Below are 21,993 nucleotides of genomic sequence, written 5' to 3'. Positions count from 1 at the left end.
GTTGGTAGTAGGTATAATGATGGATTTGCTTCAAATGCAGGTCATACACGCATTTTTGAATGGGATGGTTCTGCCTGGGTTCAATTAGGTATTGATATTGAAGGTAGTGCAGCTAATGCTCAAAGTGGATTTAGTGTTGATTTAAGTGCAGATGGCAATCGTATTGCAGTTGGTACAATAATTAGTAGCGAAGCAAGTGTTTATGAATGGAATGGTTCTAGTTGGGTACAGGTCGGTAGTGTTATTAATGGTGTTAGTACTGTTAATACAGTCTCATTAAGTGCTGATGGCAGTCGACTTGCTGTAGGAAATCCAAGTGTTCATACTGTAAAATTATATGAGTATGATGGTTCTGATTGGGTACAGCTAGCGACAGATATTGTTGGATCTAGTAATGGTGCTTTTGGACGTTCTGTTTCCCTAAGTGCAGATGGTACCCAGGTCGTTTCGGGAGGGATTGGTACTGCGGAAGGTTATGTAGAAGTTTATAATCTTGAAGCGGTAGAGAAAAGTATTGATTATACTGAAAATGATGCAGCAACTATTTTGCATAATGCCTTTACAATAACTGATGTTGATGATGTTAATTTAGAAAGTGCAACGATTACAATTACAAATTATGTAGCAGGTGAAGATGTTTTAAGTTTTGGTTCTGCACCTGTAGGTATTACAGTTACAAATGTTGCACCAGGAACGCTTTTAGCAACAGGGTCAGCAACGTTGGCTGACTATAAAGCATTTTTCGATACAGTGACTTATGAAAATTCTTCAGATAATCCAGATGTAACACAAAGAGAAATAGAGTTTATTGGCAATGATGGTGATGTTAATTCTAATATTGCAACGGTTTATGTCAATATGACAGCAACCAATGATGCACCAGATTTAGATTTAATAAGCTTTGCACAATTAGGTGCTGATATCGATGGTGAAGCTTCAGGTGATCAAAGTGGTCGCTCTGTTTCATTTGATGCTTCTGGTAGTCGAGTTGCAATTGGTGCTTTCCAAAATTCAGCAGGGGGGCATGTTCGTGTTTATGATTGGGATGGCTCTAGCTGGAATCAAGTAGGTTTAGATATTGATGGAGAAGCTATAGGTGATCAAAGTGGTTATTCGGTTGCCTTAAGTGATGATGGACTTCGCCTAGTTGTTGGTGCACCTCAAAATACTGCAGGTACAGGTCATGTACGTATTTACGAGTGGGATGGTTCATCATGGAATCAATTAGGTAGTGATATCGATGGCGAGAATGCTTCTGATGAAAGTGGTTGGTCAGTTGCAACCAATGAAGATGGTTCAATTATTGCTGTAGGTGCAAGATTAAATGCGGATAGCGGTGCTAATAGTGGTCATGTTAGATTGTACCAATATAATGGTACGGCTTGGGTGCAGTTAGGCTCAGATATTGATGGTGAAGCTGCCAATGATAATAGTGGTTACTCAGTTAATTTAAGTGATGATGGCTTTAGAGTTGCTATTGGTGCAATCAGTAATGATGGTGCAGGCACAGATCGCGGTCATGTACGTATTTATGATTATAATGGTACTAACTGGGTACAAGTTGGCGCAGATATCGATGGAGAAGCTGATAGTGATCAAAGTGGTATTTCAGTTTCATTAAGTTCAGATGGTTCTCGTATCGCCATTGGCGCACATCAAAATAATGGTACAGGCGCATTAAGTGGCCATGTACGTATTTATGAATATAATGGTGCTGCTTGGGTACAAGTAGGGGCAGATATTGATGGTGAAGCTGCAGGAGATAATAGTGGTATTTCAGTTTCTTTAAGTGCGGATGGCTCAATTATTGCCATTGGTGCTATTGGTAATTCAGATAATGGTGCTAATAGCGGTCATGTGCGTATTTATCGATTCGATGGTACAAGTTGGCAATTGCAAGGTGCAAGTACTGTCTTTGGTTCAGATATTGATGGCGAAGCTGCTTCTGACTTTAGTGGTTTCTCAGTTTCATTAAATGATGATGGTACTCGAGTTGCTATCGGTGCACCAATTAATAATAGCTTGACAGGTCATGTTAGAGTCTATGAATTAGTTTCAAATTCAGAGAGCATTACTGTTACTGAAAACGATCCAGCAGCAATTATTTATCCAGAATATTTAATTAGTGATGTTGATGATGACTTTATGGAATCAGCAACGGTTTCAATTACACTTGCAACCTATCAGGCAGGTGAAGATGTTTTATCATTTAATAGCATATTTGCAAGTTCAATTGGTGTGACAGGTAATGTCGTTGGTAATGTGATTACCTTTACTTCAGATGCGCCAAATGATGTCACTAAAGTAGAATATGAGCAATTATTAGCGACAGTCACTTATCAAAATACATCAGAAAATCCAAATGCGACACCACGTGAAGTGCATTATATGGTTAATGATGGTGATACCAATTCAAATATTTCAACGGTGTTTATTAATGTAACACCAGTGAATGACCCACCAGAGTTATTATTGGGTAATTACCAACAATTAGGCTTAGATATTGATGGTGAGGCTATAGGAGACTTTAGTGGTATCTCAGTTGATTTAAGTGATGATGGTAGCATTATGGCCATTGGTGCAACAGGTAATAATGGCTTTACAGGTCATGTACGAGTTTATCAATGGGATGGTTCTACTTGGAATCAGCTAGGTGCAGATATTGATGGTGAAGCTGCATTAGATGATAGTGGCCGTTCGGTTTCATTAAGTTCAGATGGTACGCGTTTAGCGATTGGTGCTGAATTAAATGATGGTAATGGTGCACAAAGTGGTCATACACGTGTTTATGAGTGGGATGGTTCTTCTTGGAATCAATTAGGTAGTGATATCGATGGTGCAGCAGCTGGTGATCAAAGTGGTTTCTCAGTTGACTTAAGCGCAGATGGAGATCGCTTAGTTATTGGTTCATGGCAAAGTTCTGCTAATGGTTTAAATAGTGGTCAGACTAGTATCTTTGAGTGGAATGGTACAGCTTGGGTTCAATTAGGTTCAGCAATTGATGGTGAGGCTATAGGAGATAGTGCTGGTAGTAGTGTTACAATTAGCTCAGATGGAAATAGAATTGCGATTGGTGCTAATGCAAATGATGCAGGTGGTAATAATAGAGGTCATGTAAGAGTCTATGATTGGAATGGTTCTAGTTGGGTGCAAGCTGGCACAGACATTGATGGAACAACAGATTTTGATAACTTTGGTATTTCAATTACTTTCAGTGATGATGCGAATCGTTTGGCAGTTGGTGCAACTACCAATGGTGCTGGTACAGGTTATGTGCGTATTTATGACTGGAATGGTTCTAGTTGGGTGCAAGCAGGTAGTGATATTACTGGTGAAGCTGTAGGTGATAGCTTTGGTTGGGAAGTTGATTTAAGTGCAGATGGTAATCGACTTGCAATTAGTGCTAAGGATAATGATGGCAATGGTGCTGATTCAGGTCATGTGCGCATTTATGATTGGGATGGCAGTAGTTGGACTCAATTCGGCGTTGATATTGACGGTGAAGCAGCCGATGATCAAAGCGGTTTTGCCATTGCTTTAACTGCAGATGGTTTACAATTAGCAATTGGCGCATTTCAAAATGATGGTAATGGTGCTGATTCAGGTCATGTGCGTGTTTATCAATTAGCATCTATTCAAGAGACAATCAGTTATACAGAGAATGACCCAGCAACAATTATTTATCCAGAATTCTCAATTACTGATATTGATGATACCAATATGGAAAGTGCAACGATTGTCATTAGTGGTAATTATGTTAATGGTGAAGATGTTCTAGCGTTTGTTGATACAGGTACAATAACTGGAACATGGACTGCAGCAACAGGTACTTTGGTCTTAACCGGAGCCGATAGCAAAGCAAATTATCAATTAGCTCTTGCATCAGTGACTTATGAAAACTTATCAGAGAATCCATCAACGTTACAAAGACAAGTTGACTTCTATGTTAATGATGGAGATGATCAGTCAAATACAGTGGCAGTATTAATTGATGTTGCAGCAGTTAATGACCCACCAGTTAATAGTGTGCCAGGTGCACAAAATACGCCTGAAGATACCGACTTAGTCTTTAATGTAGGTAATAGTAATTTAATTAGTATTTCAGATGATGATGCTACTAATGCTGAAGTATCATTGTCGGTATTAAACGGTATTTTAACTTTATCACAAGTAACAGGTTTAACCTTTAGTAGTGGTGGTAATGGTGAAGGTTCAATGACCTTCAGTGGTACGATTGTAGATATTAATAATGCCTTAAACGGTTTAATTTATTCTCCAGATGATAATTATAATGGAGCTGATACATTAACCATTGATACGAATGATTTAGGCGAGACAGGTACAGGTGGTATACAAAGTGATATTGATAATATCAGTATTACAATTAGCCCAGTTAATGATGCGCCTGAGTTAGGTTTTGTTAAGTTCGATCAAGTGGGTAGTGATATCGACGGTGAAGCAGGCAGTGATATAAGCGGTGTTTCAATCGATGCAAGTGATGATGGTAGTCGCATTGTCATAGGTGCGCCAGGTAATAATGGTACGACAGGGCATGTTAGAATTTATGAGCTACAGTTAGGTGTTTGGACGCAGTTAGGTAGTGATATTGATGGAGAAGCTGCCGGTGATTTAAGTGGTTTTTCAGTTGCGATGAATGCAGATGGTTCGCGTGTTATTATTGGTGCTTATGGAAATAATGCACTTCAGGGGCATGCAAGAATATTTGAGTGGGATGGTTCAAGTTGGAGTCAAGTTGGTTTAGATATTGATGGTGAAGTTGCAGGTGATCAAAGTGGCCATGCAGTTTCTATCAGTTCAGATGGTAATACGGTTGCCATAGGTGCCAGATCAAATGATGATTTTGCAGCTGATAGTGGTCATGTGCGTATCTTTAATTGGGACGGTTCAAGTTGGAATCAAGTTGGCTTAGATATTGATGGTGAAGCTGCAAATGACTTTAGTGGTTGGGCTGTTGATTTAAGTGCAGATGGCATGCGAGTTGCCATTAGTGCAAGAAATAATGATGGTACTGCTAATGAAAGCGGTCATGTTAGAGTATTTGAATGGGATGGTGCAGCTTGGAATCAACTAGGCTCAGATATTGATGGTGAAGCATTAAATGATCTAAGTGGGCATTCGATTGATTTAAGTGATGATGGAACAACATTAGCTATTGGTGCAATTCAAAATGATGGAAGTGCACCAGATAGTGGTCATGTAAGAGTATTTGAATGGGATGGTGCTACTTGGAATCAACTAGGCTCAGATATTGATGGAGAGGCTGCTGATGATTGGTCGGGTTGGTCTGTTTCTTTAAGTGAAGATGGTTCTCGCTTAGCAATTGGTGCCAGTGAAAATGATGGTAACGGCTCAAATAGCGGTCAGGTACGTATTTATGAATGGAATCCTGATAGTTCAGATTGGACATTATTAGGTATCAATACGGTTGCAGGTTCTGATATTGATGGTGAAGCAGCTGAAGATAAACTAGGTCGTAGTGTTGTCTTATCAGCCGATGGTACGCGAGTCTTTGCAGGTGCGCCATTTAATGATGATGCACCAGGTAGTGATGGCGGTAGTGTCCGTGTATTTGATTTAATTTCAACGCTAGAGAGCGCAACGTATACAGAAGGGGGTGGGCCTGTTGTACTTTATCCTGAGATTTCAATTATTGATGTTGATGATACCAATATGGAAAGTGCTACAGTGACAATTACTAACTTCCAGCAAGGTGATTATTTAGACTTTAGTGTATCACTAGCTACGTCATTAGGTATTTCTTCTTCATTCTATGTTGGTTCTACCGGTGAATTATTATTTACAGGTACTGCAACAATTGCAGAGTATGAGTCATTATTAGCGACAGTAGAATTCCTAAATAATAAAGCAGATCCAGATACAACAAATCGTATCATTGAGTTTGTTGTTAATGATGGCGATGATGACTCAAATGTTGCAACGATTAATTTAACCGTTAATGCAGTGAATAATGACCCTTCAGTTGAATTAGTCGACTTTGAGCAAGTCGGTGCTGATATAGTAGGAGAGGCAGCATCAGATGTATTTGGTGATGCGGTATCATTTAATGCTAGTGGTACAGTATTGGCTGTTGGTGCTAGCAATAATGATGGTAATGGCGCTAATAGTGGTCATGTACGTATTTATGATTGGGATGGCACAAATTGGGTGCAACGTGGTAATGATATCGATGGTGAAGCAGCAGGCGATAACTCAGGTAATAAGGTTGTATTAAGTGCCACAGGTGACTCAGTTGCAATTTCTGCAATTGCTAATGATGCTGGTGGTAATAATCGTGGTCATGTGCGTATCTTTGATTGGGATGGCTCTAATTGGGTACAACGCGGTAGCGATATTGATGGCGATGCTGACTTTGATCTATCAGGTACTGGCCTTAGTTTCAGTTCAGATGGTAATGTTGTTGCGATTAGTGCGTTATTACACTCAGGTCCAGGTGCACAAACAGGTCAATTACGCTTATTCTATTGGGATGGCTTTAATTGGCAACAACGTGGTGCTGATATTTATGGTGAAGCTTCAGAAACAAGTTCTATACGTGGTGTTGATCTAAATGGTGATGGTACAACAGTTGTTGTTGGTGAAGATTTAAATGATGCAGGCGGTCTTAACCGAGGTCAGGCAAGAGTCTATGATTGGGATGGTATCGCTTGGGTACAACGTGGCTTAGATATTGAAGGTTTAGCTAATTCTGATGAGTTAGGTTCAGATGTGGCAATTACTGCAGATGGTGATAGTATTGCTATTTTAACTAAGCGTCATGCGACAGGTACAGTTGATAGTGGTTATGCTGTCATTTATGATTGGGATGGTGCCTCTTGGGTGCAACGTGGTGCAATTATTGAAGGTGAAGCTGATGATGATACATTAACAAATGGTTCAATTGATATCAGTGCTGATGGTTCAATCGTTGTTATTGGTGCTAAAAGTAATGATGGTGGTGGTTTTAGTAGTGGTCATTCGCGTATCTATCATTGGAATGGTACTAGTTGGGTTCAGTGGGCTGTCGATATTGATGGTCAAGCTGCAGGAGACTTATCAGGTCAGGATGTTAGCTTAAGTGGTGATGGTACGCGACTTGCCATTGGCGAGCAAGGTGCTGCATCGAATGGTCAGGTGCGTGTATTTGATATTACAATTTTAGATGTTGATCCAACTTCATCACCTATACCATCATTAGATTATACAGAAGGTGATGGTGCGCAAACATTGCATCCACAATTCTCAATTCTTGATTTTGATGATGCGGATATGGAAAGCGCAACAATTGCAATTACTAATAATTATGTTCAAGGTGAGGATGTATTAGACTTTAGTGATACAGCTTCAATTACAGGTGTATGGAATGCGACAACGGGTGTCTTAGTCTTATCAGGTACTGATAGTAAAGAAAATTATGAGATAGCGCTTGCTTCTGTTACTTATCAAAATAATTCAGATACGCCAGATACGAATCAAAGAACAGTCTCTTTCTTTGTTGATGATGGTGATGCATTATCAACTGCTGCAACAACTAGAATTGACATTACAGCGGTTAATGACCCACCAGAGGTTGAATTTATTATCTTTAATCAACAAGGTGCAGATATTCAAGCTGAAGCAGCAGATGATCGATTAGGCCGTGCAGTGAGCATGAGTTTAGATGGTTCAAGAGTTGCAGTTGCATCACATTTAAATGATGGTAATGGTGCAAGTAGTGGTCATGTTAGAGTCTTTGATTGGGATGGTACTAATTGGGTTCAAGCAGGCGCTGATATTGATGGTGAGGCAGCTTTTGATCAATCTGGTAATAGTATTTCACTTAGCTCTGATGGATTACGCTTAGCGATTGGCGCAGATTTTAATGATGGTAATGGTGCTGATAGTGGTCATGTACGCGTTTATGAGTGGGATGGTAGTGCTTGGAATCAACTTGGAATAGATTTAGATGGTGAGGCAGCAGGCGATGAATTTGGTGGCAGTGTTGCCTTAAACTCAGATGGTAGCCGTTTAGCTGTTGGCGCTGTTGAAAATAATTCTGGTCAGGGACATACGCGCATCTTTGAATGGGATGGTAGTGCTTGGAATCAATTAGGGCTTGACTTAGATGGTGAAGCTATAGGTGATAATTTTGGTAATAGTGTTGCATTATCAGCTGATGGTAATCGTGTTGCAATTGGTGCGACATTAAATGATGATGCAGGTGCCAATAGAGGTCATGTGCGTCTTTATGATTGGAATGGTACAGCTTGGGTTCAAGTCGGTCTTGATATTGACGGTGAAGCCAACCAGGATCAATCTGGTAGTAGTGTTACTTTATCAGCTGATGGTTCTCGTGTTGCCATTGGTGCAATTTTCAATGATGGAAATGGTGCAAATTCAGGGCATGTTCGTGTTTATGAGTTTAATGGTGCAAACTGGATTCAAATCGGTTCTGATATTGATGGTGAAGCTGCAACGGATGAATCAGGAAACAGTATTTCATTCAGTGCAGATGGCTTAAGATTAGCTATTGGTGCTGGGAAAAATGATAATATCAATGGTACACAAGCAGGCCATGTAAGAATTTATGACTGGGATGGCTCAGATTGGGTGCAAATTGGTTTCGATATTGATGGCCCTGCAACTGATGAAATTTTTGGTTTTGATGTTGCAATGAGTGGTGATGGTGAGCATGTCGCTATTGGTGCTCATTTACATGATGGTATTATTGGGCTTCAAAGTGGTTTAGTTAGAGTATTTGAATTAACTTCAGTTACGTCATCATTAAATTATACAGAAAATGATGGCGCAGTAATTCTTGCAACTGAATTTGATGTCTCTGATGTTGATGATACAGATATGGAAAGTGCAACAATTGCTATTACTGGTAACTTTACTCAAGGAGAGGACTTCTTAAGCTTTACTAATACGGCTAATATTTCAGGTAGTTATGATTCATCTACGGGTATTTTAAACTTAGTTGGAACCGATACAAAAGCAGCTTATGAATCAGCTTTAGCATCAATTACCTATGAAAATACTTCAGATGATTTATCAATTTTACAAAGAACAGTTCAATTTACGGTCAATGATGGTGATAGTCAATCTAATATAGCGACTGTTACAATTAATATGACAGCGGTGAATGATGCGCCAGAGTTAGATTTGATTGATTTTGAACAATTAGGTTTAGATATTGCCGGTGATGCAGCTGGAGATCAAAGTGGACGTTCGGTTTCTTTAAGTTCAGATGGTCAAAGAATGGCTGTTGGCTCTTGGCTAAATGATGACGGTGGTTTAAATAGTGGTCATGTGCGTATCTTTGAATGGGATGGTAGTGCTTGGAATCAATTAGGGTTGGCTATTGCTGGTGAAGCTGCGAGTGATATTAGTGGTTATTCAATTTCATTAAGTGCAAATGGTTCTCGAGTTGCTATTGGTGGGTCTGATAATGATGGTAATGGCAGTGATGCAGGCCATGTACGTATTTATGATTGGGATAGTTCAGCTTGGAATCAGGTTGGTAGTGATATTGATGGTGAAGCAGCAGATGATAATAGCGGCTTTTCTATTTCATTAAGTAATGATGGAAGTACACTTGCAATTGGTGCAATTGGTAATGACGGTAATGGTGTAGACAGTGGTCATGTTAGAATTTATCAGTTTAATGGCACAGCTTGGGTGCAAATGGGCTCGGATATTGATGGAGAGAGTGCAAATGACTTTGCAGGAAGAGTTTCACTTAGTTCAGATGGTAAACGTGTAGCGATTGGTGGAATATTAAATGATGGTAATGGTGCCGATAGTGGTCATGTACGTATTTATGAATGGAATGGTTCTGACTGGAGTCAACTTGGTTTAGATATTGATGGAGAGAATGCAGGTGATGGGTCAGGTATATCTATGGCTCTTAATGCAGATGGTTCGCGAGTTGTTATTGGTGCATGGTTAAATGCTGATGCAGGTGCAGCTTCTGGTCATGTGCGTATTTATGATTGGGATGGTAGTGCTTGGAATCAGGTTGGTAGTGATATTGATGGTGAAGCTGCAGGAGATCGAAGCGGTGCATCGGTTTCTATAAGCGAAGATGGTGAACGTATAGCTATAGGTGCTTATTTAAATGATGGTAATGGTATAGATTCAGGCCATGTGCGTATTTATGATTTCAATGGCACTGACTGGGCTCAAATTGGTGGTATGGATATCGATGGTGAAGCAGCAGGTGATAATAGTGCTGTTGCTGTTTCATTAAGTGCAGATGGTGCTCGAGTTGCAATTGGAGCTACATTAAATGGTGATGGTGGTGCACAAAGCGGTCACGTTAGAGTGTATGAATTAGTCTCAGTATTAGAGACATTAGCTTATACTGAAAATGATCCAGCAACAATTATACATCCAGAGTTCTCAGTTAGTGATCTTGATGATACCGATATGGAAAGTGCAACGATTGCAATTACTAGTAACTTTGTCAGTGGTGAGGATATATTAAACTTTACTAATACTGCAAATATTACAGGTATTTGGTCAGCAACTACAGGAGTTTTAACCTTAATAGGAACAGATACAAAAGCTGCCTATGAAGCTGCACTAGCTAGTATTACGTATGAAAATATTTCAGATAATCCATCAACCTCACAAAGACAAGTTGACTTCTATGTCAACGATGGTGATGATCAGTCTAATGTTGCAACGGTTAATATTGATATTACAGCAGCTACTGATGCACCAGAGTTAGAATTGATTGATTTTGAGCAATTAGGTGCAGATATTCATGGTGAGGCTGCAAATGATCAAAGTGGTTGGTCAGTCTCAGCCAATGCAGATGGTACACGTATTGCCATTGGCGCGCATGAAAATGCGGGTAATGGTGCTTTAAGTGGTCATGTACGCATTTATGAATTAATTGCCGGTGTTTGGGCACAGATGGGTGCTGATATTGATGGTGAGGCTGCAGGGGATCGAAGTGGTCATTCAGTTTCATTAAATGCAGATGGTACTCGTGTTGCTATTGGTGCGATTAGTAATGCTGATAATGGTGTTAATAGTGGTCATGTACGTATATTTGAATGGGATGGTTCAAGCTGGAATCAGTTGGGTGTAGATATTGACGGTGAAGATCCTGCAAATTCTGCTGGTTGGTCAGTTGACTTAAATTCAGATGGTACTCGCGTAGCGATTGGTGCTAATAGTAATGACGATATTGGTTCTAATGTTGGTCATGTACAAATTTATGAATATAATGGAACTAATTGGATACAGTTAGGCCTAGATATTGATGGTGAAGCTGTTGATGATGAAAGTGGTTCTTCTGTTTCTTTCAATGCAAGTGGTACTCGCGTAGCGATTGGTGCAACTGGTAATGATGCTGGTGGTGCAACTAGCGGTCATGTTCGCATTTATGATTGGAGTGGCTCTAGCTGGGTTCAAGTTGGTGCTGATATTGATGGTGAGGCAGCAGATGATGAAAGTGGTTATTCAATTGCTTTAAGTGCCGATGGTTCTCGTGTAGCAATTGGTGCGAGATTTAATGATGATGGTGGTGCTAATAGTGGCCATGTGCGTGTTTATGAATTAATTGCTGGTGTTTGGACACAAATTGGCTCTGATTTAGATGGTGAAGCTGCAGGTGATCAAAGTGGCCGTTCAGTTTCTCTAAGCGCAGATGGTCAACGTTTAGCAATTGGCGCATTATATAATGATGGTAATGGGGCAGATAGTGGCCATGTGAGAGTTTATGACTGGGATGGTTCTAATTGGCAGCAAATCGGTGGTATGGATATTGATGGTGAAGCTTTAGGTGATCAAAGTGGTATTTCAGTTTCACTAAGCTTAGATGGTAAGCGTTTAGTTATTGGTTCAAATGGCAATGATGATAATGGTTTTATCAGTGGTCAAGTACGTGTCTATGATTTGGTCTCAGTATTAGAAACGATTACTTATACAGAAAATGATCCAGTAATGGTTATTCATCCAGAGTTTTCAATTACTGATCCAGATGATACCGATATGGAAAGTGCAACCATTGCAATTACTGGCAATTATGTTCAAGGTGAAGATAGGCTTACATTTGTTGATACAGTTAATATTACAGGAACGTTTAATTCTATTACTGGTATATTAACTTTAATTGGTACGGATACGAAGTTGGCATATGAACAAGCATTAGCTTCAGTGACTTATCATAATACTTCAGATAATCCATCAACTTTACAACGAAGCGTTGATTTTTATGTTAATGATGGTGACCTTCAGTCAAATCTTGCAACGGTATTAATTGACGTTGTAGCGGTTAATGATGCACCAGATTTAAGTTTAGTTAATTTACTACAACAATTAGGAAGTGATATTGATGCAGAAGCTGCAGAGGATCGCTTTGGTATAAGTGTTGCAACCAATCTTGATGGTAGTCGTATTGTAGTGGGAGCAGCATTAAATGATGGTACAGGGCCTAATGCGGGACATGCTCGAGTATTTGACTGGAACGGTACTAACTGGGTTCAAGTTGGTAGTGACATTGATGGTGAGTTAGCAGGTGATAATTCAGGGACAGCTGTAGCTATGAGTGATGATGGCATGCGTATTGCCATCGGTGCAGATCTAAATGATGGTGCGGCTTTAACTGCAGGTCATGTTCGAGTATTTGAGTGGGATGGTTCAAGTTGGAATCAATTAGGTTTAGATATTGATGGTGAAGCTGCAAATGATGAGTCGGGTTCACACATTTCAATGAGTGCAGATGGGTTTACTGTTGCAATTGGTGCAACGTTTAATAATGCATCAGCAGGTCATGTTAGAATTTATGATTGGGATGGCTCAAGCTGGAATCAACGAGGGCTTGATATTGACGCATTAGCTGGTGATGAAAGTGGTGTGGTTGCTATGAGCTCTGATGGTAACCGAATTATCGTTGGGCGACCTTTAAATGATGTGGGTGATACAAATTCTGGTCAAGCCGTTATTTATGATTGGGATGGAACTAATTGGACTCAGGTTGGTGCTACTATTGATGGTGCTAATTTTGAAGGTCGATTTGGTATTACAGTGTCAATTAGTGCTGATGGTAATCGTGTTGCAATTGGTGAAGATCGCTTTGATGGTGGACCTGGTGGAAATTTAGTTGGTTATACTTATGTCTATGATTGGAACGGTACAAATTGGGTTCAAGCAGGAACAGAAATTCCAGGTGATGGTGTTGGTGATGATAGTTATTATATGTCTTTAAGTTCTGATGGTGAGCGCTTAGCCATTGGTGGACCATTTAATAATGCAAATGGTTCAGATAGTGGTCATGTACGTATTTATGACTGGAATGGTTCTACCTTAGATTGGGTTTTAATCGGTGGTAGCGACATCGTTGGTGAAGCTGCAGGTGATCGAAGTGGCTCAAGTGTTGTATTAAGTGCTGACGGTAAAAGAGTTGTAATTGGCGCAGCATTAAATGCTGATACAGGTAGTAATGCAGGTCATGTAAGAGTTTATGAATTAGTTTCAATTTCTGAGACAATAAGCTATAACGAAGGTGATGGTGATATTGTAATTTATGATGAATTCTCAATTACCGATATTGATGATGACTTTATGGAGTCAGCAACAGTTACAATTACGCCAGCAACTTATCAAGGTGGTGAAGATTATTTAGCATTTAATACTACCTATGCAACTTCAATTGGTGTAAGCGGTAACTTCTTTAATGGCGTATTAACGTTTACTTCAGATACAGTTAACACAGTAACCAAATCAGAGTATGAGTTATTATTGGCAACCGTCACTTATGAAAATACCTCAAGTAACCCAGATACCACTCAGCGTGTTGTTGAATATCTTGTTAATGATGGCGATGCTAATTCAAATATTGCTACGGTGATGATTGATGTTACTGCAGTTAATAATGCACCAGATTTAGACTTAATTATTGCAGCACAACAGCTAGGTGCAGATATTGATGGTGAAGCAGTAGATGACGAAAGTGGTTATTCAGTTTCATTTAGTGCAGATGGTAGTATTGTTGCTATTGGAGCAGCTGAAAATGATGCTGGTGGTGCTCAAGCTGGCCATGTTCGTATTTTCCAATGGGATGGTTCAAGCTGGAATCAATTAGGTGCCGATATTGATGGCGACAGTGCATTAGATAATACAGGTTATAGTGTTTCATTAAGTAGTGATGGTTTAACTGTAGCTATTGGCTCACCAGTTGATTTAGTGAATGGTTCAGTTAGTGTTTATAATTGGGATGGATCAAGTTGGAATTTAGTTGGCGCTAAGATTGTTGGTGAAGCAGCAGGCGATAACTTTGGTTCAACAGTTTATTTAAATGATGATGGTACTCGATTAGCAATTAGTGGTCCATCTAATGATGGTGCAGGTGTAGATTTAGGTCATATAAGAGTATATGAATATGATGGTAATGCATGGATTCAACTTGGTGGTGATATTGATGGTTTACCTACCGGTGGTTTATTAGCTGATCAAAAAGGTATTGCATTTACAGCTGATGGTAATCGAATTGCAGTTGCAGAAAGATTTAGCGATGTCAATGGTATCGATAGTGGTCAAGTTCGTGTTTATGATTTCGATGGTGCCAATTGGGTCCAAGCAGGTTTAAATTTAGATGGTTCAGCTGCAGGTGAACAGTATGGGTTTAGTGTATCGTTAAGTTCAGATGGTAATCGTCTTGCAATTGGCGGGATTTCATATGATGTCGGACCAGGTGATACAAATGAAGGGTATGTCCAAACGTTTGATTGGAATGGAGCTGCCTGGGTTCAAGTAGGTTCGGATATTATTGGTAATATTGGCGGTGAACTTGCTGGAGGGCATGTTTCATTGAGTTCTGACGGTCAACGTTTGGTAGTTGGCGCTACTGGTAATGATGATAATGGCATAGATGCTGGTCAAGTTCGTATTTATGACTTTAATGGTACAGATTGGGTACAAGTAAGCGTTAATATTAATGGTGAAACTGCAGCTGATTTATCTGGCTATATTGCAGAGATTAGTGCTGATGGTAAGCGTGTTGCAATTAGCTCGGTATGGAATGATGATGCTGGTAACAATGCAGGACATGTCAGAATTTTTGAATTTGTTTCAATTTCTGAGACAGTCAGCTATAGCGAAGGCGATGGTGTTGTCCCAATTTATGATGAGTTCTCAATTACTGATGCTGATGATGACTTTATGGAATCAGCAATAGTTTCAATGACACTTGCAACTTATAATGGTGCTGAAGATGTCTTATCATTTAGTAGTGTGCTTGCAACCACAATTGGGGTTACCGGTAATGTAGTTGGCAATGTGATTAACTTTACTTCAGATGTGGCAAATACAGTTACCAAGGCAGAGTATGAGGCTTTATTTGCAACGATTAGTTATGAAAATACATCTATGGATCCAGATACGACACCACGTGAGGTACATTATACGGTTGATGATGGTGATGATGTATCGAATATAGCAACCGTATTGATTAATGTTGCAGGCGTTAATAACCCACCAGTTTTAGAATTGATTGATTTTGAGCAATTAGGCTCAGATATTGATGGTGAAGCGGCAGATGATGGTAGTGGTAGCTCAGTATCACTAAGTAGTGATGGAACTCGTGCAGCAGTTGGTGCATTTACAAATGATGGTAATGGTAATAATAGTGGTCATGTACGTATTTATGAATTAATTGCAGGTGTTTGGACGCAATTGGGTTCTGATATTGATGGAGAAGCAGCAGATGACTGGAGTGGTTTCTCAGTATCTTTAAGTGATGATGGAAACCGAGTTGCCATTGGTGCAATCTTTAATGATGATACTGGTAGTTCAAGTGGCCATGTACGAATTTTTGAATATAATGGTTCAGCTTGGATGCAGGTAGGAGCAGATATCAGTGGTGAAGCAGCAGGAGATAGTAGTGGTTATTCTGTTGCTATGAACTCTGATGGCTCAAGGGTTGCTATTGGTGCTCATTTAAATGATGGAGTTAATGGCATAGATTCTGGTCATGTACGAATTTTTGATTGGGATGGAAGCAATTGGGTACAAGTAGGGGTAGACCTAGATGGCGAAGCAGCAGGAGATCAAAGTGGGCTTGCAATTTCATTAAGTACAGATGGAAGTACAGTTGCTATTGGCTCTCGAACTAATGATGGCAATGGTGCAGATAGCGGCCATGTACGTATTTATCGATATAATGGTTCAGCTTGGATACAATTAGGATTAGATATAGATGGCGAGGCAGCAGGTGATAGTAGTGGAGCTTCAGTCTCATTAACTTCAGATGGTAATCGTGTTGCCATTAGTGCACTTTTTAATGATGGTGGTGGTTCACTTCGTGGTCATGTTCGTGTTTTCGATTGGAATGGTTCAGTTTGGGTACAAGTAGGTACGGACATAGATGGTGAATTAGATAATGATAGTAGTGGAAATTCAATTTCATTAATTGGAGATGGTTCTCGAATAGCGATTGGTGCAAGTTCTAATGATGGTAATGGTTTAGGTAGTGGTCATGTACGTATTTATGACTTTAATGGAACAGATTGGATACAAATAGGTGGTATGGATATCGATGGAGAAGCAGCAGTTGATAGTAGTGGTGCTTCAATTTCGATTAGTAGTGATGGCAGTCGAGTTGCCATTGGTGCACCTTTTAATGATGATGCGGGTAATAACGCAGGCCATGTTAGAATTTTTGAGCTAGTTTCATTACAAGAAACACTTGCCTATACAGAAAATGATCCAGCAACAGTGATTCATCCTGAATTTTCAATTACTGATGTTGATGATAACTTTATGGAATCAGCAACGGTTGTTATTTCTTCAGGTTATCAGGCAGCTGAAGATGTCTTAACTTATGATACAACATTTGCAACCTCAATCGGTGTTACTGGTAATATAGTTGGTAATACAATTACCTTTAGCTCAGATGTAGTTAATGATGTGACTAAGTCTGAGTATGAACAACTATTAGCAACAGTGCGTTATGAAAATACATCAGAAGACCCTGATGCAACACAACGTCAAGTTGACTTCTATGTTAATGATGGTGATCTTCAATCAAATGTTGCAACGATATTGATTGATATTACACCGGTTAATGATTCACCAAACTTAGCTTTCATCAATTATGAGCAATTAGGTTCAGAGATTCAAGGGCCTAATAATGCATCATTTTTAGGTACTGCTGTTGCAATTTCTAGCGATGGTGATCGTATTGCTGTTGGCCTACCAAGAGAATATGGTTCTCAACTATTATTTGATCCGAATGCTAATAAAGGGATAGCACGAGTTTATGAGTGGGATGGTTCATCATGGAACCAAGTTGGCTCAGATTTAATTGGTGATAACCCAGATGATCAGTTCTCTCGTAGTATAGCTTTAAGTGCAGATGGTACTATCCTAGCGGTAGGAACAGAACTAAAAGATGATGGTGGAACTGATACAGGGAGTGTAAAAGTATTTCAGTGGGATGGCAGTAGTTGGGTGCAAATGGGCTTAGAGCTTGACGGTGCATCTGCAAATGATGCGTTCGCTCGTGAAATTGCATTAAGTGCAGATGGCTTAACATTGGCTGTATCAGCCAGAAGTAGTGATGATAGTGGCTATACTAACTTATACACTTGGGATGGTTCAAGTTGGAATCAACTTGGTGGTACGATTGTAGGTCAAAGTGCATCACAAAATTTAGTTTCTATTGCATTAAGTGATGATGGTCGTCGTATTGCATTAGGTGAAGCTGGAAATGATGATGTTGCTAGTAATAGTGGTCAAGTACGTGTCTATGAGTGGAATGGTGCAGCTTGGGTACAAGTTGGTAGTGATTTTAACGGCACTAATGCCAGTGATGCTCTGGGGTCAAGTGTATCACTCAGTGCAGATGGTAATACATTAGCTATTGGTACACCAGGAATTGATACTCTTGGAGCTGATACAGGTAGAGTTGAAGTTTATCAATGGGATGGTTCAAGCTGGAATCAAATTGGTTCAAATATTCAGGTAGGTGCAGATTATGCAACAGGTTCAAGTGTCTCACTGAGTAGTGATGGTCTAAGACTTGTTGTTAGCTCTACTGATTTAGACATTGATGGAGATGCAGATGTAGGTTTAGTTCAAGTCTATGATTTTGACGGTGTCACTTGGGTAGCGATGAATAGAACATTAACAGGAAACTATGAAACTGATTTTTATGGTGCTAATGTTGCGGTTAGTCGAGATGGTACTCGCTTTATTGTTGGCTCTCCACTTGCAAGTAAATTAGCTGATAATCCATTTGTTGGAGACTGGCCTCAAGATGAAGGTACGGTAAGAGTATATGAATTTACAACCGCTGTATTATCAAATATTACCTATACAGAAAATGATGGAGAAGTAGCATTACAGTTAGACTTTGGTGTTACCGATGTTGATGATGACTTTATGGAGTCAGCAACGGTTGTAATTTCTTCAGGATATCAAGCAAGCGAAGATGCCTTAACTTTTGATACTACATTTGCAACCTCAATTGGTGTTACAGGTGTGATCTCCGGTGATACAATTACCTTTACATCAGATGTAGTTGAAGATGTTACTAAGTCAGAGTATGAACAGTTATTAGCAACCGTTCGTTATGAAAATATATCAGATAACCCTGATGTAACACAACGACAAGTTGACTTCTATGTTAATGATGGTGATGCACAATCAAATGTTGCAACGGTCTTAATCGATATTACAGCAGTTAATGATGCCCCAGATTTAGCTTTAATCGATTTCCAACAGTTAGGTTTAGATATTGATGGTGAAGCTGCTGATGATGAAAGTGGTAGTTCTGTTGCCTTTAATGAAAACGGCACAATTGTAGCGATTGGTGCACCTGAAAATGATGCAGGAGGCTTATCAGCAGGTCAGGTTCGTATTTATCAATGGGATGGTTCAGCTTGGAATCAAATGGGTGCAGATATTGATGGTGATAATGCGATAGATATTCTAGGCCAGAGCGTATCTTTAAGTAGCGATGGTCTCACAGTTGCCATTGGCGCACCTGGAGATGAGTCAACTAATGGTTCTGCTAGCGTTTATAGTTGGGATGGTTCTTCTTGGAACTTAGTTGGCGCTAAAATCATTGGTGAAGCTTCAGGTGATGGCCTCGGTTCTTCAGTTTATTTAAATAGCGATGGTACGCGATTAGCCGTTAGTGCACCATATAATGACGGTGCTGGTGCTAATGCAGGTCATGTCAGAATTTATGAATATAATGGTAGTGCCTGGGTACAATTAGGCAGTGATATTGATGGTGTAGCAAGTGATCAATTAGCAGATCAAAAAGGCCTTTCATTTACAGCTGATGGTAATCGTATTGCAATTGCTGCAAGATTCAGTGATGCCAATGGTGTTGATAGTGGTCAAGTACGAGTCTTTGATTTCAATGGTTCAGATTGGATGCAAGTTGGTACTGACTTTGATGGGCCAGCAGCAGGTGTCCAGTATGGCTTTAGTGTTTCATTAAATTCAGATGGTAATCGCCTTGCAATCGGTGGTGTTGGCTATGATGTTGGAGTAGGTACTAATGAAGGCTTTGTGCAGGTGTTCGACTGGAATGGTGTAGCATGGGTACAAACAGGTACAGATATTATTGGGACTGAAGCCGGTGAAGATACAGGTTCTTATGTATCACTAAGCAGTGATGGTGAGCGTTTGGTAGTCGGCGCACAAACCAATGATGCTACGGCCTTAGATGCAGGTCAGGTTAGAGTTTATGACTGGGATGGTTCAGATTGGGTTCAGATTGGTATTAATATTAATGGTGAGGCAGCGAGTGATTTCTCTGGGCATGTTGCAACAATTAGTTCTGATGGTACGCGTGTTGCTATTGCCGCAAGGTTAAATGATGGCGTCGGTAACAATGCTGGCCATGTTAGAGTCTTTGAACTGGTTTCATTACAAGAGACGATTACTTATACAGAAAATGATCTAGTAACCGTACTTCATCCAGAGTTTTCAATTACTGATGCTGATGATGACTTTATGGAGTCAGCAACAGTTACAATCTCTTCAGGTTATCAGGCAGCTGAAGATGTTTTAACTTTTAACACCACATTTGCAACCTCAATTGGTGTTACCGGTGTGATCTCTGGTGATACAATTACCTTTACTTCAGATACTGTTAATGATGTTACTAAGTCAGAATATGAGCAATTATTAGCAACGGTTCGTTATGAAAATACTTCAGATAACCCTGATGCAACACAACGTCAAGTAGATTTCTATGTCAATGATGGTGATGCTCAATCAAATGTCGCAACGATATTTATTGATATCATATCAGTTAACGATGAACCAACCTTAATTACTGATACAGCAGTTGACTTGGCAAATGATATCAATATTGGCCCAGGTAATCAAACGGGCTATGCTGTATCGATTTCTGGCGATGGCACACGCATGGCATTAAGCTCACTAGTGAATGAATTTGTTAGAATATATGAGTTTAATGGTATTGGTTGGGTTCAAATTGGTAGTCAGTTAGATGCTGAGGTCATAGGTGATAGTTTTGGCGATAGTATTTCATTAAACTCAGATGGTAGTCGTATTGCAATTGGTGCTTCATTTAATGATGGAAATGGTGTTGATAGTGGTCATGTTCGTGTCTTTGAATTAATTGCAGGTGTTTGGACACAAGTAGGTTTAGATATTGATGGTGAAGTAGCAAGTGATCGAAGTGGTTTTTCTGTGACTTTAGATGCAGCTGGTACAACGCTTGCAATTGGTGCTATAGAAAATGCTGATGCAGGCTTATTTGCAGGTCATGCACGTATTTATGATTTAATTGCTGGCAGCTGGGTACAACGTGGCCTAGATCTTGATGGTAATATAGCTTTAGATATCTTAGGCTGGTCAACTTCATTAAGTGATGATGGTAATACAGTTGCTATTGGTGCAATTGGAACGGGTAATGAAGGTTATACAAAAGTTTATCAGTGGGATGGCTCAGCATGGGTTCAATTAGGTTTAGATATAGTTGGTGAAGCAAGTGGTGATTCATCTGGCTATTCAGTTTCATTAAGTGCTGATGGAACTCGCGTTGCCATCGGTGCTGTTTTCAATGATGATAATGGCGCAAATTCAGGTCAGGTAAGAGTCTATGATTGGGATGGCTCAGCTTGGAATCAAGTCGGTAGTGATATTGATGGGGAGTTAGCAAATGATCAAAGTGGTTTCTCTGTATCATTAGATTCAATTGGTAATCGCCTAGTGATTGGTGCGCCGTTTAATGATGATAATGGTGTTAATGCAGGTCAAGTAAGAGTTTATCAGTGGGATGGGGTTGAATGGGCACATGGTAATGATCTCGATGGTCAAGCTGCTGGAGATAACTTTGGTCATGCGCTTGCAATTAATGATGATGGTACACGCTTTGTTGTTGGTGCGCCTTTAAATGATAGTGGTGGTTTAGATAGTGGGGAAGTTAAAGTATATACAACAGCAGTTGATTATACTGAAGGCGACCCAGCAGTTGATTTGATTTTTGATAATACAGTTACCTCAACGGTTGAATCAGGGCAAACGATTACAACATTGACTCTTGAAGTATCTCAGATCTCTGATATTGCTTATGAATCTTTAGTTATTGATGGTTATGGAGTTGATATTACAAAATCATCAGTCTCTTTAGGGCCAACAACAAATGGATTTACTATTGGTATCTCATATGCTGCAGGTGTTGCGACAATCACTTTAACGCATAGTGGTGCCTCTGAAGCAGCTATAGATAATGTTATTGATACGTTAAGCTATCAAAATACTAGTGAAAACCCAACAAATGGTTTAAGAGAAATCGAGATTGTTAGCTTACAAGATAATGGTGGTACAGCTAATGGTGGTGATGATACTGGTGAAATTGGCTTATCAACGTTTGTTAATGTAATTGGTGTTAATGATGCACCAGTATTAGAATTAATAGACTTTGAACAATTAGATTCAGATATTGATGCTCAAGCATTAGGTGATCGATTCGGTTGGTCAGTCTCATTAAATGGC

General features: G+C 39.7%; 1 protein-coding gene (only partly in view). It reads left to right on the top strand.

The whole window is internal to a DUF4347 domain-containing protein gene (locus KFE69_12210; protein UTW42236.1) on the top strand: the coding sequence, 68,121 nt in all, runs 20,313 nt past the left edge and 25,815 nt past the right edge, and what appears here is coding positions 20,314-42,306 (codon 6,772, complete, through codon 14,102, complete); the first codon wholly inside the window starts at window position 1. Both the start codon and the stop codon lie outside the window.

The sequence above is a fragment of the bacterium SCSIO 12844 genome (genome assembly GCA_024397935.1).
In the GTDB taxonomy this organism is placed as follows: Bacteria; Pseudomonadota; Gammaproteobacteria; order Francisellales; family Francisellaceae; genus M0027.
Note: the sequence above shows the minus strand (reverse complement) of the source record. Positions and strands in the feature narration are given on the sequence as shown.